Genomic DNA, 23,408 nt, shown 5'->3' on the forward strand with positions numbered 1-23,408 from the left:
CGCACCTTGGATGCGACGTCGGACAAGCCACTACTTTCCCAGCTCGATCGACCGCAGCCGTGCCGCCTCCACCGCTTCGGTGAGCAGGTGGATCAGCCGGTCCTCGCCCATCAGCACGGCAAGTGCGGCGGCCGTGGTGCCGTTGGGGCTGGTCACCTGCTGGCGCAGCACGCCCGCATCTTCGCCGCTTTCGGCGGCGAGCGAGGCGGCGCCATAGACCGTCTGCACGGCCAGCAGCCTGGCGGTTTTGGCTGGCAATCCGGCCGTCTCGGCAGCCACCGCCAGTGCTTCGATGAAATGGAAGACATAGGCCGGGCCAGACCCTGACACCGCCGTCACCGCGTCCATCAGGCCCTCGTCGTCGATATCTGTCACTTCGCCGCTCGCCGAGAGCAGATCGGCAACGAAACGTTTCGTATCGATGGAAACCAGCCGGTTGGAAAACACCACCATCATGCCCTTGCCGATCGCCGCCGGCGTGTTGGGCATACAGCGCACGATCGGCGCGCGATCGCCCAGAATGGACTCGAAAGTGGCGACCGGCGTTCCGGCGGCGATGCTGAGGAAGGTGGTGCGGCCATCGTTGAAGCGCTTGTAGGCGGCGGTCACCTCGCGGATCACTTGCGGCTTCACCGCAATGACGGCGAGGGCCGGCACCGCGTCTGCCGGAATGCCGCCGGCATCCGAGGCAGCATTGCAACCCAGCGCTTCAGCGCGCTTGCGCAGATCGGCATTGGGCTCGACCACGAAAACCGCCGCCGGGGGGAGCTTGCCCGATTTCAGCCAGCCGGAGAGCATGGCGTAGCCCATATTGCCGCAGCCGGCGAGAACAAGCCTGATCGTCATGGAAAACCTCCGCAGAGCATTGGGCCCAAAAGTGGGTACCGGTTTTGGCAAAATCCGATGCTCAAACCAAAAGATGTTCTCCCATAGACCCTCGCGACTAGGCGGGGAAGCCCTGTTGGGACGGAGGATCAGGACGGACCACGAACCGCCATCGGCCGCAGCGACACTTGCCTCAGGCCGAACATGCCGAACACGAAGAGCAGCCAGACCGGGTCGGCGCGATGGAAGAAGAAGCTTTCGAGGAAGGCGTTCAGCGCTGCGAACAGCACCACCATCATGAAGAAGTCGCCGAGATAGATGTTCTCCTTGCGCAAGGGAATGCGCATGTAATCGCGCAGCGGCGCGACTAGGAACGTGTAGACCGCCACGCACAGCGCCGGGATGCCCATCAGCACCGCGATGTCGAGATAGCCGTTATGGCCGTGCACGATGGTCCGGATGTCCCAGGCGCGGTCGAAAGGCTGGTCCTGGTTCAACAGCAGCGGCGTGCCCCAGAAGCTCTCGAAGCCATAGCCGGTCCACGGCCGCTTCGCCAGCATCTCGCCGGCGAACTCCCAAAGCGTCGTGCGCCCGGTATAGGTCAGGTCGGGGAAATAGAGTGCCGCCAGATGCTTCACCGGCGGCAGGAAGACGATGCCCAGCGTGCCGATCGCTGCGGCGATGATGGCCAGCGCGAACAGGATCGGCGTGCCAAGCCGCATGCCGATCAGGCTTGGCAGCACGACGATCAGGATCGAAAACGGCACCAGTCCGGCCGTCGTCTTGGAACCGGTGTGCAGCATGAAGATCATCGCTGCGCAAAAGATCGATGCGCCCCAGAGCCGCTGTCCGCGCCGGTAGAGGTACAGCCCGGCGAAGCTGAAGCAGGCCATGACGGGCCCGGCGATGTTCTTGTGGGTGAACACGCCGCGCCACAGGCCGGCATGTTCCGGCTCCAGCGACGCGGCGGTGTGCAGCGCCTCGTTTGGAAAGACGATGAGCCCGATATAGGACAGGCCCATGACGACGACGATGGTGAAGATGATGACTTTCGAGAAAGCTTCGGCGTCGCGCGGCAGCGCCAGGATCGTCGCCATCGTCAAAATGCCGATCAGCGTGAAGAAGGCGGCGCGCATGGCCGACGGCGGATCGGTTGCCATCACCACCGAAAGCATCAGCAAAGCCAGCATCAGCAGCCAGGACGGGCTGAGCAGCGAGCGCACCACGCGCGGGTCGGCAAAAGCCATGAGCGAGAAGACCGAGATCGCGCCAAGCGAGCCGAAGCCGAGCTGGTTGACGATGTCGCCGCCATCGCCGGTCGTTGCGGCGCCGGCCGGCTGGAACGGACGGAACGACACCAGGATGACAGTGAACAGCAGCGCGGCGATCGCGGACGCGACACCGTCGCGTGTGAAGGCCGCGCTGAGCGGCGCGCGTTCAGTTCTTCTCAGGCTGCCGGTATTGCTCATTGGCGTATCCGAATTCGGCAAGCACGCGGCCGACAGCGACATGGATTGGGTATAAGGCCGTCGCCAACGACCCCGTCTGCGCCAGCCTGGCCGCGCCGCGAAACGGCGAGACGGCAAGCAGCGCCAGGCTCTTCAAGAAAACCCTGGTGCCGGCGAACGGCGTGCCGGCCCGCTTCTTCTTCTCGACCAGTGTCGAGATGACGCCGTTGCGCAGGCTGCGGGCACGGATCCAGTCGGCCTCGATGCGCCGGGCCGGAATTGTTTCATGCACTTGCGCTTCGGCGCACCAGCCAAGCACAAAACCTGTTTGTGCCGCCCGGCTCAGGAAATCGGAATCGCCGCCGCCCATGAAGTTGAATTTCAGGTCGAGGAAGGGCGGCCCCATGGCGGTGAGCACGTTGCGGCCGACCAGCAAATTGCCGGAGGAATACAGCGCGGGTACCCGCCCGGTCTGCCGATAAGGTGGCGCAAAGACCGGGTGCTCGGCCCAACTGGCATGGGCCGCGTCGGCAAACACAGGCGTTTGCGGGCCACCGACAATGTCGGCACCGATCGTCTCGGCCGCCTGGCACATGCGCTCGAGCCACTGCGGATCGGCGATCTCGTCGTCGTCGATGACCAGCAGGTGGCTGAAGTCAGGAAAGTGCAGGATAGCCGTCTGCCAGCCGGCATTGTAGGCGCTGCAATTGCCGCGCTCATGCGCGACGATCACCATGCCCGGGATGTCGCCGCGCTCGAACAGCGGCAGTGCCGCCTTGGCGCCGGCGCGCGCCTCGGCTTCGTTCTCGATGACGATGATTGCGAATCGTCTGCCGGTTTCCTGGGCCTTGAGCGATGCCAGCGTCGCCAGCAGTTGCTCGGGCCGTTTGAAGGTCGGCAGCGTAACGACCGCCTCGACGGCAGCGGCGACAAGTCCCGGCGACCGCCCTGCGATCGACACCGAACCGTCCAATGGCAAAGGGATCATCCGTGTCCAGCCCGGGATTGGTGAGTTTGGCTCTCGATAGCATCCGTGATGATAACGTTTCGTTTATCACCTTCGTGGACAAGCCCGCAAATCGGCAACGCCGGGCCACCAAATATCTTCACTTAATCAAGGCTTCACCGCGCTTTGTTAGCTGTATCCGCTTAGGATAGGTGAGATGCATCTGCTGTTCGCCACATCGATCGTGCCCGACGGAGCCCTTGCCTCGGGCTACGAGATCGCCAATGCCGCGATCATCGCCGCGTTGCGGCGCGCCGGCGCGCGGGTCACCGTGATCGGCTTCACCTGGCCGGGCAAGCCTGCGAGCGATCCGAAGAACACCATCGTGCTCGGCGCCGTCGATGTGCGCACCGAAACCGCCTCATCGCTGCAAAAGCTCGCCTGGGTTGCAAGGGCGATGCTCTCCGGCCTCACTTTCGCGTCGGTCAAGCTGCGCGTGGTCAACGCCAGCGAGGTCCGCGCCGCCGTCGAACGCGCCGGCCCTTTCGACGGCTACGTCTTGAATTCCGTGCAGTTCGCCGGCGCCTTCGAAAGGCTTTTCGGCGACCGGCCGTCGATCTTCGTCGCCCACAATGTCGAGCATCGTTCGGCGCGTGAGAACGCCGCTGCCGCCGGCGGCCTTTTCCAGCGCCTGCTGTTTCGCCGTGAGGCAAGGCTGCTCAAGACTGTGGAAGAACGGCTCTGTCGCCGGGCACGCTTCGTCTTCACGCTGGCCGAGGAAGATCGCTCAGCGCTCGGCGTCGCCTCCGACGACCGCTCGGCGGTGCTGCCGCTGGTGACCTGCGCCGAGCCGCCGGTGCAAAAAACCCCGCGCCGCATCGACTGCGACGCGGCGCTGATCGGCACCTGGACCTGGCAGCCGAACCGCATCGGTCTCGACTGGTTCCTGGAAAAGGTGGTGCCGTATCTCAGGCCCGATTTCCGGGTCAGGATTGCCGGCGGCATGCCGTCGGACCTCAGGTCCGCGCATCCCGGCATCGAATTCGTCGGCCGCGTGCCGGACGCGCAGGCTTTCGTGCGGAGCGCCGCCGTCATCCCGCTGATCAGCACCTCCGGCAGCGGCGTGCAGCTCAAGACCATCGAAACCTTCGAACTCGGCCTGCCCTCCGTCGCCACCAGCCATTCTCTGCGCGGCATCGACCATCGCCCGGTCAATTGCGTGGTGACCGATGATCCGGTCGCCTTCGCCGGCGCCCTGGAAGCAGCAGTAGCCGATGTCGGGGACGTCGACGGCAGCGCTTTCCACCGCCGGCAGCTGAAGGCGCTCCATGCCGCAATCAGGCTCGGCCTGGAAAAGCTCGGGCCTGTCGGCCAGGAGATGTTTGTATGAATGTGCACAACACCCGCGCCGTTTTCGGGGCCGACAGCTTGAAATCGATCCTGGGCATCCCGGTCCTTGCCATCCGCTGGGACGATGCGGTCGCGCACCTGACCCGGTTGATTGCAGAGCGGCGCTTCACCAAGGTCACCTTTCTCAACGCTCACAACGCCAATGTCGCCTATATGGACCCGGTAGTTGCCGAGGCGCTCGACGATTTTCTCATCCTGCCGGACGGCGTCGGCGTCGATCTGGCGGCGAAACTGCTTTACGGAGCATCGTTTCCGGACAATCTCAACGGCACCGATTTCATCCCTGCCTTCCTGCAGGCGTCCGCCAGGCCGCTGACCGTGGGGCTGCTCGGCGCGACCCGTGTCAACGCCGAGGCGGCGTCGAAGAAGCTGGCAGCGCTCGCGTTGCAGCACCGGTTCGTGGTCATCCATGACGGTTATTTCTCTCCCGCCGAGGAGCCGGCAATCGTCGATGGCATCGCCAGATTGCGGCCGGACGTGCTGCTTGTCGCCATGGGCGTGCCACGCCAGGAATTATGGATCGCACGCCACATCGACGCGCGCCACTGCACGCTGCCGATCGCCGTCGGCGCGCTGCTCGATTTCCTGAGCGGCACGGTGCCGCGGGCGCCGCTGTGGATGCGTCGGCTCAGGCTCGAATGGCTGTTTCGGTTGTGGATCGAACCGGGCCGTCTCTGGCGCCGCTATGTGGTCGGCAATCCCCTGTTCCTGTGGCGCGTCATCGGCCAGAAATTCTTGCGGAGGCCCGCTCCTGCCAAAACTCGCCCCAGAGCAGGCCCCGGAGCAGATCATTGAACAACCGGTTCGTGCCGAGCCCTGACACGGAGGCCGATTTCCTTCCCCGGGCGCCGACGGCGGCGGTCGTGACGGCAAGCTATGCGCCGGATTTGGAGCGCTGCCGCCTGCTGTGCGACACAATCGACCGCTACGTTTCCGGCGTGGCGCACCACTATATTCTTGTCGAGCATCGTGACGTGGCGCTGTTTCGTCAGTTGGAGAACAATCGCCGCACCATCGTCGACGAGCGGGACCTGTTGCCGCGCTGGCTGCATGCCTTCGACGATCCGCTCAGCCTGTTCCGCCGGCGCATCTGGCTCAGCCTGAAGACCAAGCCGCTGCGCGGCTGGCATGTGCAGCAGCTTCGCCGCATCGCGATATCGGCGCATGCCGGCGAAGACGTGCTGGTCTTCTGCGATTCCGACGTGGCGTTCCTAAAACCTTTCGACTGCAGCGCCTTCTGGCGCGATGGCAAGGTGCGGCTGTTCCGCCGCGACGGCGTGCTGTCTGCTGACGGTCATGAGGAGCATCGCATCTGGTCGCGCAATGCCGGTTCGGCACTTGGCATCGAGCCATCGGAGGTTTCGACCCACGACTACATTTCGACGCTGATTGCCTGGCGCCGCCAAACCGTGACGGCGCTGTGCGCGCGGATCGAGAAGATCCATGGCCGCAACTGGGTCGAAGTCGTCGGTGCGGCGCGCAAATTCTCCGAATGCATGATCTACGGCCGCTATGTCGACGACGTGCTCGATGGCGCCGGCCATTTCCATGACTCGGAGGCGTTCTGCCGCGTCCACTGGACGGGCGAGGCGCTGTCGGATGACGAGTTCCGCCGTTTCGTCGCCGCCATGGCGCCGCAACAGGTGGCCATCGGCATGCAGTCGTTCATCGGCACCGACGTCGGCCGCATCCGCCGTCTGATCGGGCTCGATTAGTGCTGGGTAAAAGCGCGATTACCTCGACCCGGTTCTGCATGACAATGCCGGGACCGAACCCCAAAGTATTTAAGCATCACGGCTGCTCATGGCTCTTCGAGAACCTTGACCGAGACTAGCAATTGCCGCCGCCCTTACACATCCGCTTAAAGTCCAGAGTCTACGCTGATCGTTCCATTCCTTGTGTTTCATTGTCAGGGCGATCGGGCGTGAAAGACTTACGGGCGATTTCGGGACAGGCGGCCAAGGCTTTGGATTCTGCGCTCATGACTCCTCACAGTAGAGGACTAAGCTCAAAGCCCGTTTGATCTGAGTATTGCCGGGGGGACGCGCTGCGCGGGTCCTGCAGAGAGGAAGGCCGAGATGCCCAACGCGAATGCGGTTCCAAAAACCGCAATGCAAAGATTTCTCGACGCAGTCGAAAGAGTGGGGAACATGGTTCCTCATCCGGTCGTCATTTTCCTGATCCTGATTGCAATCGTCATCGTCTTGTCGGCGCTCCTGAGCGCCTTCGGCGCCGCGGTGACGTTCGAACGCATCAATGCGGACACGCATGAGATTGAAACGGCGACCACCGAGATCCGTAGCCTGCTGAGCATTGAAGGCATACGCTTTCTGTATGCCTCGCTCATTCCCAACTTCATGAGCTTCACTGCGGTCGGGCTGATGATCGCAGCAATGGTCGGCGCCGGCGTGGCGGAGGAATCCGGCCTGGTCACCGCGCTGATCCGAAAGCTCGTAGTCGTGTCACCGGCCTGGGCCCTGACCTATATCCTCGCCTTCGTCGGCATCATCGCCAGCGTTGCCGCCGACGCGGGTTATCTGGTCCTGATTCCGCTGGCCGGTATCGCTTATCTCGCAGTCGGGCGTCACCCGCTTGCCGGTCTCGCCCTGGGTTTCGCCGCGGTGGCAGGTGCCTTTACAGTCAATATGCTTATCAAGCCGCTTGATGCAGTGCTGGTCGAATTTACGAACGATGCGGCGCATCTCGTCGACCCCAACAGATCGATCGGCTTGGCCTCGAATGTCTGGTTCTCCATAGCATCCGTGCTGTTTCTGACAGTGATCATCGCGTTCATCTCCGACCGCATGATCGAACCGCGGCTCGGGGTCTACAAGCCCGAGAAGTCTGTGGATGGAACGGTTCCCGATCAGAGTGCGGGACTGTCCGAAAGAGAATCCCGCGGATTGCGCTATGCCTTATACGGGCTGATCGGCCTGATCGTCGTCTTTTGTTTCCTGACACTGCCGTCTTGGGCGCCGCTGCGAAACCCCGAAACCGGCGAACTGATCGGCAACTCGCCCTTCATGAACGGCCTGATTGCGCTGATCATGCTGATCTTCCTGGTGACCGGCTGGTCGTACGGCATCGGAGCCGGCACGCTGCGCACCCTGACCGAGGTCATCGGCGCGATTGAAAAGTCGATCAAGAACCTGGGCGGGACGATCTTTCTGTTCTTCGTGCTCAGCCAGTTCGTCGCTTACTTTACCTACACCAACATGGGAACGGTGATGGCGCTGAGCCTGTCGGGTGCGCTGCAAGCTGCAAACATAGGCGCACTGCCCCTTCTGCTCGGCTTCATCCTCGTGGTCGCGATCATCGATCTGCTGTTGACTGGAGCAATCGCGAAATGGGCGATTTTCGCTCCGGTCTTCGTACCTTTGCTGATGAAACTAGGCGTCGAGCCGGAAGCTGTTTTGGCTGCTTATCGTGTCGGTGACTCACCGATGAACGCGATAACCCCGCTCAATGCCTATTTTGCTCTCGTAGTTGGATTTGCCCAAAAATACGACAAATCCGCAGGCGTTGGCACGATCGTATCGCTGATGCTTCCCTACGTCCTGTGGATGTACGTCCTGTGGACGGCACTCTTCGCGGGTTGGCAGGCGTTTGGCCTCCCATGGGGCCTGTAATGGCTGATCCAGCACGATGCGAAACAGCACTCAAATCTTGGAGGAGGTAACATGAGCGAAGTTCCGATTCCCCTCGATGTCGCTGCCGCCGAAGAGCACCTGATGCGGTTCCTTTCGATCGAAGGTGTGACCGGATACGAGGCCAATATCGCGGCGGCTGTCAGTGACGCACTGAAGGCCGTTGGCGTGCCAGCTTCGGCAATCCGCTTCGATGACGCCAATACCCGCATTGCGTTGCCAACCGAAACCGGCAATCTGATCGTAGATCTGCCTGGAACGCGCAGCGCACCAAGGCTGCTGTTCTCCACCCATCTTGACACAGTTCCGCTGTGCGCCGGGGCGAAGCCCCGAAGGGAAGGCGATCGCATCGTCTCCGACGGCACGACAGCACTCGGAGGCGACGCTCGTACCGGTGTGGCGCTTCTGGTTGTGCTTGCCGAAACACTGATGAGGCACAAGCTGCCGCATCCGCCGATCACGCTGCTTTTCACGGTACGGGAAGAGAGCGGGCTTCACGGGGCGCGCGAGTTGAACCCCGCCGATCTTGGTGGCCCGGTCATGTGCATCAATGTCGATGGGCAACTCGCCTCCGATCTGATCATCGGCGCGGTCGGACAGGAAAACTGGGAAGTCGAGATCAAGGGCCGCGCGTCCCACGCTGGCGTGGCGCCCGAAAAGGGCATATCGGCGACGCTGGTAGGAGCGATCGCCTTGACTGAGGCGCGGCAGGCAGGCTGGTTCGGCAAGGTTGTGAAACCCGACGGCCGGGGAACCAGCAATGTCGGCATTTTCGGCGGGAGGGATGGAAAGCCCGCGGGCGATGCAACCAATGTCGTTACCGACTACGCATCCATCAAGGGAGAGGCTCGCAGCCCCGAGGCAGCTTTCGCAACGAAGATCGCCAAGGGTTACGCAGATGCCTTCGGCAAGGCGAAGGGGCAGGTCAGAGATCATGAGGGCCAGACGGCAGAAGTAACGTTCAGCCACCAGACCTCCTACCCTCCTTTCAAACTCGCAGAGGACAGCCCGGTCGTGACGCGCGCCATCAAGGCGTTGAAGATGCTGGGTATCGAGGCCAACTGTCTCTTCTCCAATGGCGGGCTGGATGCAAATTGGCTCGACAAACATGGCATCCCTACCATCACCATCGGTGCGGGCCAGGCCGAGATCCATACCATCAAGGAATACGTGAACCTTGCCGAATACGAGAAGGGCTGCCGCCTGGGCGTACTTATGGCGACACTGGAAGAGTAGCAGTCATGCCGCGGGTCGGCCGTAGGGCCGGTGAGGAACCAAGCGATTGAGCCCCATAGCGTACACTGCCACCATCATCGCAGCCGTCGTCGTCCTGTTCGTCTGGAACCGGCTGCCAGTCGTCGTTGTCGCGATGGCGACGGCCACCGCGTTGTGGGCAACCGGCGTCCTGACGATTGATCAGGCGCTCGGCGGCTTCGGTGATCCCGCGGTGATCTTCATAGCCTCCCTCTTCATCGTCAGCGCCGGCCTCGACGTGACGGGCGTCACCGCCTGGGCCGGGCAACTTCTGATCCGTGGCGCAGGCGAAGAGAGCCGCGCCCGCCTGCTGCTGCTGACGATGAGTATGGTCGCGCTCCTTACGGCGCTGATCAGTGTCAATGGCGCCGTGGCTGCACTCCTGCCAGTGGTGGTCGTCATCGCCGTCCGCCTGAAGCGAAATTCGGCCCAGCTGCTCCTGCCTCTCGTTTTTTCCGCGCATGCCGGCTCAAAGTTGGCTCTGACGGGATCGCCAGTGAACGTGTTGGTGTCGAACGCGGGCAGCGACGCCGGCGTGGGCAGCTTCGGCTTCTTCGAATTCGCGCTTGCAGGCTTGCCGCTGCTGGCAGGAACGATGGCCATCATCATAGTGTTCGGAAAACGGCTGTTGCCCGAACGCAACGGCGCGACCATGCCTGCCGACTTCAGCCGCCATGCGAAGACGCTCGTCGAGCAATACGGCCTTGCCAGCGGCGTCTACCAAATGCGCGTGCGCGCAAGTTCGCCGTTTATCGGCATGCCCGCGTCTGCGATCGAGTTGGGCACCTATCCCGACCTGCAAGTCGTCGCCGTTCAGGAGGGTGAAACGGCCAGCCCGCTTCGCAGACCTGTTATCGCCGAGGGGGATCACCTGCTGCTGCGGGGCGACGCCGAGTCGGCCGCTGCGTTCGCTGCCGACAAACACCTCGCATTTAGCGAGTCGGCGGCGCCAGGGCAGGGAGAGGAGACGCTGTTCAACCGCAGCTCGGGCCTCGCCGAGGTGGTGATTCCGCCACGCTCCGGCCTTATTGGCCAGAACGTTTTCCCGGGCATGGTCACCGAGAGCGGCGACCTGATCGTCCTTGCCGTGCAGCGCGCCGGCGCAGAGGTGGTCGCCACCAACGCAACACGAGATGCAGGAGGTATCGTGCTGCAGGCCGGGGACACGATGCTCCTGCAGGGAACGTGGAAAGCTCTCGATCACCGCCTCAAGGATCCGGATGTCCTGGTCGTCAATTCGCCCGAACTGGTGCGTCGTCAGGCGGTGCCGATGGGGCCGGGTGCCCGCCAGGCCGTTGCCATTCTGATCGCGATGGTCGTGCTCCTCGCCACGGGCATCACCCCGCCAGCGGTAGCCGGCCTGCTCGCCGCCGGAGCGATCGTCCTGTCGGGGATCATGAGTGTCGATCAGTCCTACCGAGCCATCGATTGGACGACCGTGATCCTTGTCGGCGCGATGATGCCGCTGTCCACCGCCATGGTCGAGACAGGCGCCGCGAAACTGATGGCAGAGCATCTGGTGTCGCTGGTCGGCGACGCCGGTCCCATTGCCCTACTCGCCGGCCTGTTCGTGCTGACTGCCATAATGGGGCAGCTCATCAGCAACACCGCGACTGCTCTCATCGTCATCCCGATCGGGGTCGCAGCCGCGCTAACCATGGGTATTTCGCCCCGTCCCGTGCTCATGAGCACCGCCGTGGCGGCGGCCGCAGCATTCCTGACGCCGATCGCAACCCCCACGAACCTGATGGTCATGGGTCCCGGCGGTTACGCTTTCGGTGACTACTGGAAGCTTGGTCTACCGCTCATGCTCTGGTTCTTTGTCGTGGCCGTGCTCATAGTGCCGATGATCTGGAGCTTCTGAATTGCCATGAATGCCCGCTGGGTTCCGGTTCTGCTGGGCATCATCTGCGCAATTCTCCTGCTGGCCGCGCTCTATTTCGCCGACGCGATCATTGCGCCGGTCGCCTGCGCCCTCTTTATCATCGCGATCGTCTGGCCGGTTCAGAAACGGCTGCAGGCACGCCTGCCGCAGCTTCTGGCGCTCGCCATTGTTGTAACGCTCGTCATGCTGGTCTTTATCGTGTTCGCGTCCGTCGTGGCCTGGGGTTTCGGTCGGATCGGCAGATCCGTCATCGCCGAGACGCCGCGGCTTCAAGCGCTCTACGAACAGGCGACAGCCTGGCTGGAGACGCACGGGATCGCCGTTGCCGGCCTATGGGCGGAGCATTTCAATGTGCGCTGGGCTGTGGCGGCGATGCAGGGCCTGTCAGCACGGCTGAACACGACGATCTCGTTCTGGATCGTGGTACTGATCTACGTGCTGCTCGGCCTGCTCGAGGTCGGCCCGCTGGCGCGTAAAATCCCCAGCATCTTCAGCGGCGAGGCTGCGCGCATCCTGATCGTCGGCGGCGAACGCACAGCCGCCAAGCTGCGCCGGTACCTGGTGATCCGAACGATCATGAGCATTGCAACGGGTGGCATGATCTACGTGTTTACCCTGGCGCTTGGCCTGCAGCTTGCCACGGAGTGGGGCGTCATCGCCTTCACTTTGAATTTCATCCCCTTCGTCGGCCCGTTCGTCGCAACGCTGCTGCCGACCTTCTACGCGCTGGCCCAGTTCGAATCCCTGTATTCCGCACTTTTCGTCTTTGCCTGCCTCAATCTCATCCAGTTCGCGATCGGCAGTTATGTAGAGCCGCGTTTGGCCGGCAAGGCGTTGGCGCTGTCGCCCTTTCTCGTGCTGTTTTCTGTCTTCCTTTGGATGTTCCTCTGGGGCCTGTTCGGCGCCTTCATCGGGGTCCCGATAGCAATTGCAGTGCTGACCTTCTGCGCCCAGTCTCCGTCGGCCAGGTGGCTCGCCCAGTTGTTAGGCGCCCCTGACGATGAGGTGGGAAGCGCCCAAGGTAGATAGGGAACATGTGGATAGGGAACAGTAAGAGCAGCCAGCCCCGGAAATTAACCTTTCACGCGGGCTCGGATTAGACCGAGAACAGTCATCAGAACGACGCCACCGAGCAGGCCCGAAACGCCGACCCCGATCAGGACGGCAGGGGTAAGCCCGCCCAGCCCGCGCATGACGGAATCGGCGGCGTTTTCAGCGTGCCCAACCAGGTGGCCAATGCCGGGAATCTGCGCAGCTACGAAGGTCAACGCAAAACCTCCGGCCATGCCGGCCAGAACGGCTGCGATCTTGGTAAGTTCAACGCTGGGCCACCACCACCGCACAGCGAGTGCCCCCGCCGCGCCGCAGAGCATCTCGATGGCGATGGCTATGACAGTTTCGGTCGGGGACAACAGTCACTTTCTCCAGCACGAACGGGAGCGGCGATGCCGCCTACGCCGACGGCGCCGAACCGGCTTCTGCGGAATGGCGCTTGAGGGCGTCGCGCAGAACCTGCTCCTTGGTCTCGTCGAGCGAGGTCTTGAGGACGATTCCACCGAAGCCCTGGATCTGCTTCAGAACCTTGTCTTCGGTCATCTCCTGGATCAGCAGGAAGAGCGCGGCATTGCCTGGCACGATGCTTGCCGACAGATCTTTCATGAAGGCATCATTGATGCCGACATCGGTCAACGCGCCCCCAAGCGCACCCGAAGCCGTGCCAACCGCCACGCCTATAAGCGGATTGAGGAATAAAATCCCGATGAGCAATCCCCAGAAGCTGCCGGAAACGGCGCCGGTAGCCGTGGTGTTCATAAGCTGGTTCAGCTTGACCTTTCCCGCCTCGGTCTTGGTGGCGATGACAGCGTCGCCAAGCTTGATCACATATTCCTTCTGTAGACCGAGCAGGGTTTGGCGGACTTCTTCAGCCTTCGCCTCGGTGGGATAAACAATGACGATGAGGGTTGACATGGAGGCTCCTGTCGACGGCAGCCATTAGGGCTGCGTAGGGGGTGCCGTATTTTAGGGCGTCCAGCACCTGAAGAAATCGGCATGGAGTCCTGCTTATGTGCCCCATGTCTCTTTTTCGCAGCGCCGGGGAATCGATTGACTGATGTCAAATCCGTTTCCAGTCTTGCCACAGCCTGAGGCAACTAACTTGGCCTCACGCTTCCTCATGCCGGCGTCGCTGGCGAAATCGGGCGATAGGCCGAGGGAACAGGAGCGCTTTGGAGAATATCGTCCGATGTAGGACGAGAGGCACAGTTTTGGAATTCTGGGCCAATGGCAAGGCGGCCAGAAGGCGCTATCGTCAACAACGGAAGCGGAAGCATCCTAAGCTGTAGTCACGGTCCATCTGATGATCTCCGAGCGTTCCTTTCTCCATCAATGACCGCTCAAGCCGAAGCGACCTTGATACACACAAGGACTTGATCATGTCGGACCTATCCAAAAAAGGCCTCGACCGTCGCGATCTGATAATAGCATCCATCGCGACGGTTGGCGCGGCGGCCGCCCTCGCGGCCAACGCTGGCTCTGCAACCGCCCAGGACGTAGCGGCTCCCTCTGCCGACGCCGCATCCGGTGGGTCTCAGGGAACGGTCTATACCGGCGAAGTGATCCAGGGGAAAAAGGTCGTCAGTGCGCTCGACGTCAGCGACCTGGAAGCCGGGCAGAAGCACCTCTTGTACTTTCAGGGCGTGCAGATGCCCACCGGACAGTATTGGTATGTGTCCGTGGCGGTCGCCAAGGGGGCAAAGCCGGGCAAGCGCGTCGTTCTGACCAGCGGTGTGCACGGCGACGAGATGAGTTCCGTGCATACGGTCCTGACCGTGATGAACCAGCTCGATCCAGCGGAAATGTCGGGCACGGTGATGGCGGTCACGGACATCGCCCGCCCGGCTATGGAGGGCATGCAGCGCAGATGGCCCAATTCGGGCAGGGGCGCCGGCCTGATCGACATGAACCGGGAATGGCCCGGGAACGAGAACGGCTTCACCGCGCCCAGCCGGCACGCCGCGCTGCTGTTCAACCGGCTGCTGCGGCCGAACGCCGACGCGGCGATCGACTTCCATACCGGGACAAGCGGATTCGAAGTCACCGCATTCAATATTGCAAGCATGGATGTGCCCGAGATACGGTCGATGGTGGAACTCTACCCGGTCGGCCAGATCTTCGACAATCATACATATCCCGGTGTCCTGCATAACGCGTTTGTCGACGCGGGTATCCCGTCTTTTTGCCCGGAGGTCGGCGCTGCGCGCGTCCTCGATCTCGAGATGATCCCCCTGTTCGTGGAGGGCACGATGAATGTCCTCAAGCATCACGGCATCCTGGCCGGCCCAATGGGACGGACAGGCAAGGACGTGGGTGTTTTCTTAGGCAACAGCGCGGTTCCGGTCGTGGCAACCCAGGGCGGGTTTATCGAGCATCTGGTCAAGCTCAACGACAAGGTTGAAGCCGGACAAAAGGTGGCCATCCAGCGCAACAGCTTCGGCGAAGTGGTCGCGGAATATACAAGCAGCGTTAATGGAGAGATTGCGGGCCAGCGCAGCGAAGTACCGTCCGAGCCTGGCGACCCCTTGGCATTCATCCTTTTCAACAAGGCGGGGCCGGATGGCGGTGAAACTTACCCGGAGTGAGTACGCCACGACAGCGCCGAGAAAGGCGCCAGCTCCGGCTCCGGCTCCTGCGTCCGGTTCCTGCCCCCTTTTCGGTGGCGCCAAGGACGGCAACACGCAGACAGGAGGCAAGTTTTGTTTTCTACTCATCTCGAACTTAGCTTCGATGGAGAGAGGTCATGAGCACAGAGTCCTGAACTTTGTATGGTTGCCCCTGAGATATTGGCCGCCACCGTCTTTGCCTTGACAAGGCAGCCGAGGACGAATTGTTCTCGAAGAGCCCGTCGATATGGAGGAAGTCTTATGCGTCGTCTTTTGTTCGCTTGCTTTGGTGTAGCTCTCAGCTTCGTTCTCCCTGTAGTTTCGTCAACGCCCGCCCACGCAGTCACGATAAACATCAATATCGGCACCAGCCTCAATAACGGCCGTGCCATCACTTGTCGTGATGGCGAGCGAATCTTGCGCAATCGCGGCTTCAGAGACATTCGACGTGTCGATTGCCGCGGGCGGTTCTTCGTCTATCGCGCCAGGCGCGGCGCAAGCCGTTTCGAAATTGCAGTGAGCGCGAACAATGGCCGCGTCGTCGATCTGCGTCGCCTTAGAAGATAATGGCTAGGGCTATCTTCCAGGGTCTGGATTCCGTTAGACTCAGCCTAAGGACTCGATCGTTACGCCGTCCTTGCAAGTTTGCTGTCCGTTAAACGCTGAGGACCAATGGGTTGCGCGCGATCCTGACAAAGCTCGCACACTCATTCCTCGCGGCAGGGATGCTGGTAGCGACCCTTGCGTTCGCGGTCTCTCTTACGCCCAGCCTTATACCACGATCCTATCTGGTCCAGGGTGTGCTTTCGGGACTTTCGGCTGCTCTCGGATACGGCATCGGCTTCGTCGCTTATTCGCTGTGGACCTATCTCGAATTGCCGCAGCTACGGGACCGAACCCTGAAGGCGGCGAGAATTGCAGTCGCCGGCACGTGCGTTGTGATTGCCGCTGTCTTCCTTTGGAGAACTCTGGAATGGCAGAATTCGATCCGCGTTTTGATGGATCTCGCTCCGCTGGACACCGCGAGTCCGCTCAAGACAGGGATTGTCGCTGTCGTCGTATTTGCGACACTCATGTTGTTGGCACACCTTTTCAGGCACACCTTCCTGGTGTTCTCCGGCTGGCTTGGGCGCTTCGTCCCGAGGCGGGTCTCCCATCTTGTCGGCGGCCTGCTGGCGGTCGCGCTGTTCTGGTCGGTCGTCGAGGGACTGGTCTTCAGCCTGACGCTTAGAATCCTGGATTCCTCGTTCAAGCAGATGGATGCTCTCATTGAAGATGACCTCAGCAGGCCCGCGCAATCGATCAAGACGGGAAGCGCGGCTTCTTTGCTGTCATGGGAAGAACTCGGCAGGCAGGGCCGCAGGTTTGTCAGTTCCGGTCCAACGGCGGCAGAGATAACCACTTTCTTCGGGGAAGGGGCTGTGGACCCTATTCGGGTGTATGTCGGAATGGGTTCGGCCGACACTGCGGATGAACGCGCGAAGCTGGCCTTGCAGGAATTGAAACGCACCGGCGCGTTCGAGAGATCCATACTGATCATCATCGTGCCGACTGGTACCGGCATGATTGATCCGGCTGCGCTGGACCCGGTTGAATATCTTCACAGGGGCAATATCGCGAGCGTCGCAATGCAATACTCTTACCTCGCCAGTTGGTTATCCCTCCTGGTCGAGCCGGACTACGGTGCGGAGGCCGGCGACGCGCTGTTCCAAGAGGTCTACACCTACTGGTCTTCGCTTCCACGCGACGCCCGCCCGAAACTCTACTTGCACGGCCTAAGCCTCGGGGCGATGAACTCTGAACAGTCGGCGAACCTTTACGATGTCGTCGCAGATCCGTTTCAAGGCGCCTTGTGGAGCGGGCCACCTTTCGCAAGCCGCACCTGGCGATCCGTTACCGACGGCCGCAATTCCGGATCGCCCGAATGGCTCCCCCGCTTTCGCAACAGCTCGATCTTCCGGTTTACCAATCAGAACGATGCCTTGGACATTCCAGACGCGGAGTGGGGACCGATCCGGATAGTCTACCTTCAATACGCCAGCGATCCGATAACCTTCTTCGACGTCGCCACGCTTTATCGAGAACCCGATTGGATGAAAGAGCCGCGCGGACCCGACGTATCGGAGCAGGTTCGCTGGTATCCGCTTATCACGATGCTGCAACTGACGGTCGATATGGCAATGGCGACGACGTCTCCAATGGGCTACGGCCATGTCTTTGCACCGCAGCACTATATCGATGCGTGGCTGGCCGTAACCGATCCGCCGAGCATTACACCTGAAGACGTTGCTCGGCTGAAGGTCCTTTTCATCACGCGCGGGACGACGCCTGTCAGCGGATAAATCAGTTTTGTCATTGTTACAAAAGTAGGAGAAACGCCGTGAAGCTGCTGTCAGCCCTTGTTGCCGCAGCCATGTGCTGCCTGGCGTCGCATGGCGCGTATGCTGCGGATGTGAAACTGTCCGGCAGCGCCTTCTACCGGGAGCGGATTGCGCTACCCTCAGATGCCACTCTCCTTGTGGAATTCATAGATTTGGCCAAGCCAAAAACCGCCCTGGCCGCAACTGCGGTGGCGCCGGCCGGACAAGTTCCCATTGCCTTTGGCCTGGTTGTCGATTCAAGCAAACTCTCGAACGGAGGGGCCTATGCGATACAGGCCCGCATTGAGGTCGGCGGCTCCGCCTGGTTCGCCAGTGCCGAGCCGACCCCGTTTGATCTGGCGAGAGCGGGAGAATTGTTTTCAATCCTCCTCGTTCAGGCAGGCAGTAAGGATGCAGAGGAGGCTTCCGGCGTCTCGCTGGCAGGTACCGAATGGAGGGTTTTAGAGCTGGAGGGCAAGAAGGCCGATACGAACGTGACGTCGACGCTTATTTTTGATGCTGATGGCGCGGTGAGCGGCAATGGTGGCTGCAACGCTTTTCGCGGCGACGTCGATATAGAAGGTACGACAATGAGATTTGGCCAACTGGCATCGACAATGATGGCCTGCGAAGATGCCAAGTCCGTTCAAGAGGCGGTCTTCCACGCAGCGCTTTCGCAAACTGCGGCGTATTTTGTACAGGATGGAAATCTGATGCTCGTCGATGCTGCAGGTAAGACCGTCGCTCGCCTGGGAGCGCCGTGAGGCGGCTAAGCTGACGTTAGCGGGGACTTGTCCCGCCGTGCTCGGTCCGGTCAGGTTCCATCTACAGTGCGGAGTAGCTGGTAAAGCGTTTGCGGCCCTTCGTGTCGTGCCTGGCATTGCTGCGCCACGACGAAGCCATCGCTCGCCCAACCTATATCCCGTGCTTCCTTCGGTGAAATGCCGAATTCGTGCCTGAACGTTCGACTGTAGCTGGAAGCATCGACGAAGCCCCATTGCTCGGCGATCCGGGATATGGACCGCGTATCGCCAATGTCGGAGAGCGCGTCCCGCGTTCGCAGTAGCCGCTGCTTGCGAATGTAAGAAGCTACTCCCCCGAGCGGCTCGAAAATTCTGTATAGCCGGGAGCGGGACACGCCAAGTTCCGCGCACAGCGTTTGGGACGTCAGTTGGCGATCCACAAGTCTGCCGTCAATCATCCGTCGCGCTCGGCCTAGAAATGTCGCGTCGATTGGGGTTTGTGCTTCTCTCAAGCGATCCTGGGAGGGCGCGAGACATACGGCCACAAGGCTTCGTGTTGCCTCGACGACGTATGGTATCTCCGGCGACTGCAAATCCGCCAGCGACCGGTTGAGAAGAAGCAGGTAGTCTGCCAGCAGCTTACCGAGCCCTCCTTCGAACTTGGCATCCAACATTCGATGGAGCCCGGCAGTCGAGGTAAACAGATCGTTTGGGATGAAGAGCGTAAGGACCCCGTCGTGATTGATTTGTCTATCGAACGGGCTGGCCAGGCAGTGCAGCTCAGGCACAGCTTTCTCGCCTTTATGCCACTCACCCGGCAAGCAAAACGGCAGGGTGACATACCAATGGTCAAGAACGGCATTTTTCAGATGCTTCTGGCGATGAGCATGATTTTCGCCTGGAAGCTCAGTTCGCATAAAAGCGAGTCGATCCAGGTTCCACACCGTTTGGCGGGCCGGAAAGGATTGAGGACAATCCCGCACGGCTGACAAGTCCATCACGCCTCGATTGGCGAAACGGAAAGCCGGAAATTGCTCGTGCGGTTGAAAGCTAAAGGTTGAAAAATCAAGAGAATGCGTAAATTTCGCATTCTTACTTTCGTGCTCTTCGAGCGATTGGAGCGCGGAGTCTTGATACATTAGATGACTCTAAATTACCGTTGCTCCGCGTAATGTCCAAACAAACATCACCTTCTTTGTACCATATCGTACCACGCACAAGCCTCAAAACAAAATTGACAGAGCGTGTGAGCAATTGTCCTTGAATTGGGCCTGATGGCTCGATGCTTGCGAAGCGGCCAATCTTCTGAAAAAAACGAATCTAGCAGTTTCGGCGTCGGAAAATGCTGCAGGGATTCATGCGAAAGCTTTTCATGCGTGATCTGCACGGAGCGCGGAGCTACGGCTCTGGTCGTGCTTCTTCATCCGTGAATGATAAAGTAATGGAGAATGCGGCGGGTTGGAATTGGCCCGCCCGTATCTCGATCTTTGATAGCCAGTCCCGATATTTGCCCTTAGACCGGCTTCGCCGGCCTGCGCATCGCCGAGTAGGTGAGCAGCGCCGAGGCGAGATAGAGCAGCAGGAAGACGACGTTGAGCGACAGCACCAGATCGGGTGTGTCCAGGATATGGGTCAGCACATAGGTCAGCAGCACCGCCTTCAGCCCGGCAAGCAGCGCCAGGTTGATCGCCCGCACCAGCGTCTGACCGCGCGCGAACAGAAGCTCGGCCTGGTATTCGACGAGATTGCGCAGGCCCGGCACGCAGATCGCCAGCGCCACCAAAGGGGCGGCCTCCGCAACATTCCTGCCGAGCGCGTTGGGGAAGAAATGCAGCACGATGGCGAGTGTCGCCAGCGCCAGCGTCGAGACCGCGAACACGCCGCCTTCGATACCGCTCTTGACCGAAAGGCGCGACAAAAGTTCCGGCGCCCGCATCATGCGCTGAACCAGCATCATCGAGAACGTGCGGATCGGGATCGCCGTCAGGTCGACCAGCCGCATGATGATGGCATAGATGCCGGCGAGGTGCGGACCGCCGATCGCCAGCACCAGCAGCTTGTCGAATTCCATCTGCAGGTAGAACAGCACCTCTGCGCCGGCAACGTAGATGGAATCGGCGAGCCGCCGCAGATAGAGCGCCAGCCGCAGCCGCAGCCGCTGTCGCGGATAGAAAAATCCGAAGGCGATGAGCAGCGAGGCGGCGTTGGCGCCGATGTAATACCAGGACCAGGCTCCTATGGTCGGCTGCGCCGCGAACATGAACAGCACGGCGCCGAGCGCCCGCAAGGCCGTCGCCAGGATCGTCAGCAGGGCGGCGCTGCCGAATTTGCCGAGGCCGTTGTTGACGATCAGCGCCACCTCGACCGGCCGCCACAGCAACGCCTCGGCAAACACGATCGCCGCAAAGACCGACAGCGGCACGGTGCCGGCAAAGAAGACCAGGTAGACGCCGTAGGAGGCGGCAGCCAGCAACGGCAGCGATATCGCGCCAAGCAGCAGGAAGCCGGCCGTGAAGGTGCCGATCAGATTGGGGCGGATGGTGGCGGTTCGGTAAAGCGCCGAGATGAAGCCGAAGGCCAGGATGCGCGACAGCATCACGCCGGCCGCTGAAGCGGTGGCGAACATGCCGAATTCGGCGATCGACAGCGTGTTGGCCAGCGCGATGAAATAGGCGAGCGAAAACACCAGCCGCCCGCCGGCGCCGCTGATCGCCGAAAGATAGTCGCGAACCAGCCGCCGTCGCTCAGCGACGAAAGCGCGGATCCGGGCGAGAGGCCGTTTTTGCGGGATGTTGCCAGCCTGGGTCATGTGTCGAGACAGCATAGGCCGGAAAGTTTAACGCGCGGTTCTGGGCGCTTTCGATGCTTTCAAGAAGGGCACAACCCTAGAGGGAAACCGTGTCTTCAAGGCTGGGAAATTAACCTTTTGTTTCCTATACTTGTTTAGCGTGGTTTAACGAATGGCTGACCGCGCGTCCAAGCCGCAAAGGGCAAGCTCCACGACAATGGTCGACAGGCAAAACCGTGAAGATTGGAAGCGCGAGCGCTCCTTGCTGGCGCTCGGCCAGGCGTTGCGCGGCGAAGAAGAACCATCGCTGGTTGCGATCGGGGACCGGGCAGACCCGTCATGGCGCGAGGATGCTGCAGCGCGCCATCGTGTCGCGCGCTTACGCCGCGAGCGGCGGGCGCATCCGGAATTCTCGGCAAACCTGGAGCCCTCGGCGACCCCGGAACGCTGGGTGACTCCGGAGCTATCGGCGAACGATGAAACAAGCCGGTTTCAAGCCGAGGATGCATCGGCCTCGGCCGCCCGGATGCCGCCTGAGACTGACGAGCCCATTGAAGCGGACCATGCGGAAGCCATGCCACGGGAGAAGCCGGTTGCTGCCGCTGTTTCCGAGGACCGCCGCTCCGATGCCGACTCCCGTTACGCCGCGTTCGAGCCTCGATACGCCGCGTTCGAGCCTCGATACGCCGCACCCGAACCTCGATATGCCGCACCCGAACCCGGATATGCAGATGACGAGCGGCGGTCTTCCCGTCAGGATGACGACAGACAAGAATGGAAGCCGTTGATCGATCCGATGCAGGTCGTCCGCGGCATTGCCCGCTCGAAGCTGCTGATCGTCGCCATGACGATACTGGGCGCCACGCTTGGCGTCGCCATCGCGCTGTCGACGCCGAAGAAATATGAAGCCACCGCAGAGCTGATCGTCGACCCGCGCGACCTGAAGCTCACCGACCGCGACCTCACGCAATCGGTGGTTGCGTCCGACGCCACGCTGGCCATCGTCGAGAACCAGGTTCGCGTGCTCACCTCCGGCACCGTTCTCAACAAGGTCGTCGACAAGCTCAATCTCGTCAATGATCCGGAGTTCAACGGGCAAGGTTCCGATGGGCTGGGGATGATGACGGTCATCCGGTCGATCCTGTCGCGCAATGACGGGCCGGCTGCCGGTGAAGGTCGCCGCCGTGCGCTGGCCGTCGCCAATCTGGCGGAGAGCCTTTCGGTCGAGCGCGGCGGCAAGACCTTTGTCATCTCCGTCAGCGCCACCACGCAAAATGGCGAGAAGTCGGCGCTCATCGCCAACACGATGACGGATGTTTTTCTGCAGACCTTCGGTCAGATCCAGTCCGACACCGCTGGCCGCGCGACCAACGAGCTGACGGGCAGGCTCGACGAGCTGCGCAAGGGCGTCGAAGTGGCCGAGCGCAAGGTCGAGGATTTCAGGGCCGCGCACGACCTCGTCGACGCGCAAGGCCATTTGATTAGCGACGACGAGATGCTCAAGCTCAACCAGCAGCTGGCCATCGCCCGCGCGCGCACGCTGGAACTTAACGCCCGCGCGGCGTCGGCGCGCTCGATCGACGTGAATTCGGTTCTGAGCGGCACCTTGCCGGAGGAGATCAACTCCAACACCATGAGCGAGCTGCGCTCGCAATATGCGACGCTCAAGCAGGAGGCCGACCGCGCCGCGATCCGGCTCGGCCCGCGCCATCCCGAGCTCCAGGCGCTCAATGCCCAGCTTGCCGGATCGCGCGAGCGTATCGCCGGGGAACTGCGCCGCATCGCCTCGTCGCTGCAGGTCGACTTGAGGCGCGCCGTGCAGCTCGAACAGGATCTGGCCTCCCGGCTGGCACAGTTGAAGGTCCGCAGCGGCGACGTCAACAGCGACTTGGTCACGCTGCGCGAACTGGAGCGCGAGGCCGCCGCCAAACGCTCCGTCTATGAGCAATATCTTCTCCGCGCCAGGGAGACCGGCGAGCAGAAGGACATCAACACCGCCAACATCAACGTGATCTCCAAGGCCTTCGCCCCGCTCGAGCCAAACGGACCGTCGCGCGCCATGACGGTGCTTGCCGGCCTGCTGGCGGGGCTTGCTTCCGGTGTCGGCCTCGGCGCCATGCGCGGCGCCTATGCGAGCCTGCGCGAAACCGCCGATTCGCGGCCGCGCCGCCGGACAGAGGAGCGCCGGACACCCATTGAAGACAAAGCATACCAGCCGCCCGTTCCGCCCCATGCCGGACCAGTGCCTCATCCGCAGCAGCAGTATCCGCGAGCCTCGTCGGACGAGGCAGATCAGGCTTCGAAAGCCGCTGAACAGCAAGCCTCCATCGAGGAAATCCGAGCCAGCTTGCGCGAATTCCGCGAAGCGGTTCGCGAACTCACCGAAAGCCGATCGCGGCGCTATTTCTGAGCGCCGAATAGAATAAAAGCCATCGGTTTCGAG

General features: G+C 61.6%; 19 protein-coding genes. 12 read left to right on the forward strand and 7 right to left on the reverse strand.

Annotation, left to right across the window (positions count from 1 at the left end; all coding sequences use genetic code 11):
- Positions 1–30: 30 nt before the first annotated feature.
- The 3 genes from proC to AC0L2R_RS21360 all read right to left on the reverse strand — a co-directional run bounded on the left by proC (position 31) and on the right by AC0L2R_RS21360 (position 3,261).
- Positions 31–846 carry a pyrroline-5-carboxylate reductase gene (proC, locus tag AC0L2R_RS21350; RefSeq protein ID WP_473511363.1) on the reverse strand — a complete coding sequence of 272 codons (816 nt, stop codon included), beginning with the start codon at positions 844–846 and terminating at the stop codon, positions 31–33.
- A gap of 128 nt (positions 847–974) precedes the next feature.
- The gene (locus AC0L2R_RS21355; protein ID WP_473511365.1) at positions 975–2,294 is read right to left on the reverse strand and encodes an O-antigen ligase family protein; all 1,320 of its coding nucleotides are present in this window, start codon (positions 2,292–2,294) and stop codon (positions 975–977) included.
- Positions 2,263–3,261: a glycosyltransferase family 2 protein gene (locus AC0L2R_RS21360; protein ID WP_473511366.1), complete on the reverse strand. Its 999-nt coding sequence runs from the start codon at positions 3,259–3,261 to the stop codon at positions 2,263–2,265. Before AC0L2R_RS21360 ends, AC0L2R_RS21355 begins: the two co-directional genes overlap by 32 nt.
- 175 nt (positions 3,262–3,436) lie before the next feature.
- Here AC0L2R_RS21360 and AC0L2R_RS21365 point away from each other — a divergent pair, with 175 nt between their 5' ends.
- From AC0L2R_RS21365 to AC0L2R_RS21395, 7 genes are all read left to right on the forward strand, one after another.
- Positions 3,437–4,609 (forward strand): glycosyltransferase, encoded by a 1,173-nt coding sequence (locus AC0L2R_RS21365; protein WP_473511368.1) that lies wholly within the window; start codon positions 3,437–3,439, stop codon positions 4,607–4,609.
- Complete coding sequence (locus tag AC0L2R_RS21370) at positions 4,606–5,424, forward strand: WecB/TagA/CpsF family glycosyltransferase (protein WP_473511370.1); 819 nt, start codon at positions 4,606–4,608, stop codon at positions 5,422–5,424. The genes AC0L2R_RS21365 and AC0L2R_RS21370 overlap by 4 nt, the downstream gene beginning before the upstream one ends.
- Positions 5,421–6,344 carry a DUF6492 family protein gene (locus AC0L2R_RS21375; protein ID WP_473511371.1) on the forward strand — a complete coding sequence of 308 codons (924 nt, stop codon included), beginning with the start codon at positions 5,421–5,423 and terminating at the stop codon, positions 6,342–6,344. The genes AC0L2R_RS21370 and AC0L2R_RS21375 overlap by 4 nt, the downstream gene beginning before the upstream one ends.
- A gap of 363 nt (positions 6,345–6,707) precedes the next feature.
- Positions 6,708–8,258 carry an AbgT family transporter gene (locus AC0L2R_RS21380; protein WP_473511373.1) on the forward strand — a complete coding sequence of 517 codons (1,551 nt, stop codon included), beginning with the start codon at positions 6,708–6,710 and terminating at the stop codon, positions 8,256–8,258.
- A gap of 51 nt (positions 8,259–8,309) precedes the next feature.
- Positions 8,310–9,512, forward strand: a complete 1,203-nt coding sequence (locus tag AC0L2R_RS21385; RefSeq protein ID WP_473511374.1) for a M20/M25/M40 family metallo-hydrolase — start codon at positions 8,310–8,312, stop codon at positions 9,510–9,512.
- Between the two features lie 46 nt (positions 9,513–9,558).
- The gene (locus AC0L2R_RS21390) at positions 9,559–11,394 is read left to right on the forward strand and encodes an SLC13 family permease (protein ID WP_473511376.1); all 1,836 of its coding nucleotides are present in this window, start codon (positions 9,559–9,561) and stop codon (positions 11,392–11,394) included.
- Between the two features lie 6 nt (positions 11,395–11,400).
- Complete coding sequence (locus tag AC0L2R_RS21395; protein WP_473511377.1) at positions 11,401–12,444, forward strand: AI-2E family transporter; 1,044 nt, start codon at positions 11,401–11,403, stop codon at positions 12,442–12,444.
- 44 nt (positions 12,445–12,488) lie between these two features.
- On the opposite strand, the gene AC0L2R_RS21400 is transcribed toward AC0L2R_RS21395, so the two are convergent.
- The gene (locus AC0L2R_RS21400; protein WP_473511379.1) at positions 12,489–12,827 is read right to left on the reverse strand and encodes a hypothetical protein; all 339 of its coding nucleotides are present in this window, start codon (positions 12,825–12,827) and stop codon (positions 12,489–12,491) included.
- Between the two features lie 40 nt (positions 12,828–12,867).
- On the reverse strand, positions 12,868–13,383 hold the full coding sequence (locus AC0L2R_RS21405; protein ID WP_091595172.1) for a DUF1269 domain-containing protein: 516 nt from the start codon (positions 13,381–13,383) through the stop codon (positions 12,868–12,870).
- 464 nt (positions 13,384–13,847) lie between these two features.
- Here AC0L2R_RS21405 and AC0L2R_RS21410 point away from each other — a divergent pair, with 464 nt between their 5' ends.
- From AC0L2R_RS21410 to AC0L2R_RS21425, 4 genes are all read left to right on the forward strand, one after another.
- Entirely contained in the window at positions 13,848–15,053 is a 1,206-nt protein-coding gene (locus tag AC0L2R_RS21410; protein WP_473511380.1) for a M14 family metallopeptidase, read from the forward strand.
- Between the two features lie 282 nt (positions 15,054–15,335).
- A complete protein-coding gene (locus AC0L2R_RS21415) occupies positions 15,336–15,641 on the forward strand; it encodes a hypothetical protein (protein ID WP_091595177.1) in 306 nt (101 codons plus the stop codon).
- Between the two features lie 158 nt (positions 15,642–15,799).
- Complete coding sequence (locus tag AC0L2R_RS21420) at positions 15,800–17,416, forward strand: alpha/beta hydrolase (protein WP_473511465.1); 1,617 nt, start codon at positions 15,800–15,802, stop codon at positions 17,414–17,416.
- A gap of 38 nt (positions 17,417–17,454) precedes the next feature.
- Positions 17,455–18,198: an META domain-containing protein gene (locus AC0L2R_RS21425; RefSeq protein WP_473511382.1), complete on the forward strand. Its 744-nt coding sequence runs from the start codon at positions 17,455–17,457 to the stop codon at positions 18,196–18,198.
- A gap of 50 nt (positions 18,199–18,248) precedes the next feature.
- On the opposite strand, the gene AC0L2R_RS21430 is transcribed toward AC0L2R_RS21425, so the two are convergent.
- Complete coding sequence (locus tag AC0L2R_RS21430; RefSeq protein ID WP_473511384.1) at positions 18,249–19,316, reverse strand: helix-turn-helix domain-containing protein; 1,068 nt, start codon at positions 19,314–19,316, stop codon at positions 18,249–18,251.
- Positions 19,317–19,690: 374 nt separating this feature from the next.
- The gene (locus tag AC0L2R_RS21435) at positions 19,691–20,986 is read right to left on the reverse strand and encodes a lipopolysaccharide biosynthesis protein (RefSeq protein WP_473511386.1); all 1,296 of its coding nucleotides are present in this window, start codon (positions 20,984–20,986) and stop codon (positions 19,691–19,693) included.
- Between the two features lie 196 nt (positions 20,987–21,182).
- Between AC0L2R_RS21435 and AC0L2R_RS21440 the strand changes: the two genes are divergently transcribed.
- A complete protein-coding gene (locus tag AC0L2R_RS21440; protein WP_473511466.1) occupies positions 21,183–23,375 on the forward strand; it encodes a GumC family protein in 2,193 nt (730 codons plus the stop codon).
- Positions 23,376–23,408: the final 33 nt, after the last annotated feature.

This window comes from Mesorhizobium sp. WSM4820 (genome assembly GCF_055811075.1).

Excerpts from the sequence above, each read along its gene's own strand:
- AC0L2R_RS21435 (WP_473511386.1), bottom strand. The coding sequence starts at position 20,986 with ATGACCCAGGCTGGCAACATCCCGCAAAAACGGCCTCTCGCCCGGATC.
- AC0L2R_RS21365 (WP_473511368.1), top strand. The coding sequence starts at position 3,437 with ATGCATCTGCTGTTCGCCACATCGATCGTGCCCGACGGAGCCCTTGCC.
- AC0L2R_RS21395 (WP_473511377.1), top strand. The coding sequence starts at position 11,401 with ATGAATGCCCGCTGGGTTCCGGTTCTGCTGGGCATCATCTGCGCAATT.
- AC0L2R_RS21405 (WP_091595172.1), bottom strand. The coding sequence starts at position 13,383 with ATGTCAACCCTCATCGTCATTGTTTATCCCACCGAGGCGAAGGCTGAA.
- AC0L2R_RS21415 (WP_091595177.1), top strand. The coding sequence starts at position 15,336 with ATGCGTCGTCTTTTGTTCGCTTGCTTTGGTGTAGCTCTCAGCTTCGTT.
- AC0L2R_RS21440 (WP_473511466.1), top strand. The coding sequence starts at position 21,183 with ATGGTCGACAGGCAAAACCGTGAAGATTGGAAGCGCGAGCGCTCCTTG.
- AC0L2R_RS21355 (WP_473511365.1), bottom strand. The coding sequence starts at position 2,294 with ATGAGCAATACCGGCAGCCTGAGAAGAACTGAACGCGCGCCGCTCAGC.
- AC0L2R_RS21430 (WP_473511384.1), bottom strand. The coding sequence starts at position 19,316 with ATGTATCAAGACTCCGCGCTCCAATCGCTCGAAGAGCACGAAAGTAAG.
- AC0L2R_RS21385 (WP_473511374.1), top strand. The coding sequence starts at position 8,310 with ATGAGCGAAGTTCCGATTCCCCTCGATGTCGCTGCCGCCGAAGAGCAC.
- AC0L2R_RS21360 (WP_473511366.1), bottom strand. The coding sequence starts at position 3,261 with ATGATCCCTTTGCCATTGGACGGTTCGGTGTCGATCGCAGGGCGGTCG.
- AC0L2R_RS21420 (WP_473511465.1), top strand. The coding sequence starts at position 15,800 with ATGCTGGTAGCGACCCTTGCGTTCGCGGTCTCTCTTACGCCCAGCCTT.
- AC0L2R_RS21380 (WP_473511373.1), top strand. The coding sequence starts at position 6,708 with ATGCCCAACGCGAATGCGGTTCCAAAAACCGCAATGCAAAGATTTCTC.
- AC0L2R_RS21410 (WP_473511380.1), top strand. The coding sequence starts at position 13,848 with ATGTCGGACCTATCCAAAAAAGGCCTCGACCGTCGCGATCTGATAATA.
- proC (WP_473511363.1), bottom strand. The coding sequence starts at position 846 with ATGACGATCAGGCTTGTTCTCGCCGGCTGCGGCAATATGGGCTACGCC.
- AC0L2R_RS21370 (WP_473511370.1), top strand. The coding sequence starts at position 4,606 with ATGAATGTGCACAACACCCGCGCCGTTTTCGGGGCCGACAGCTTGAAA.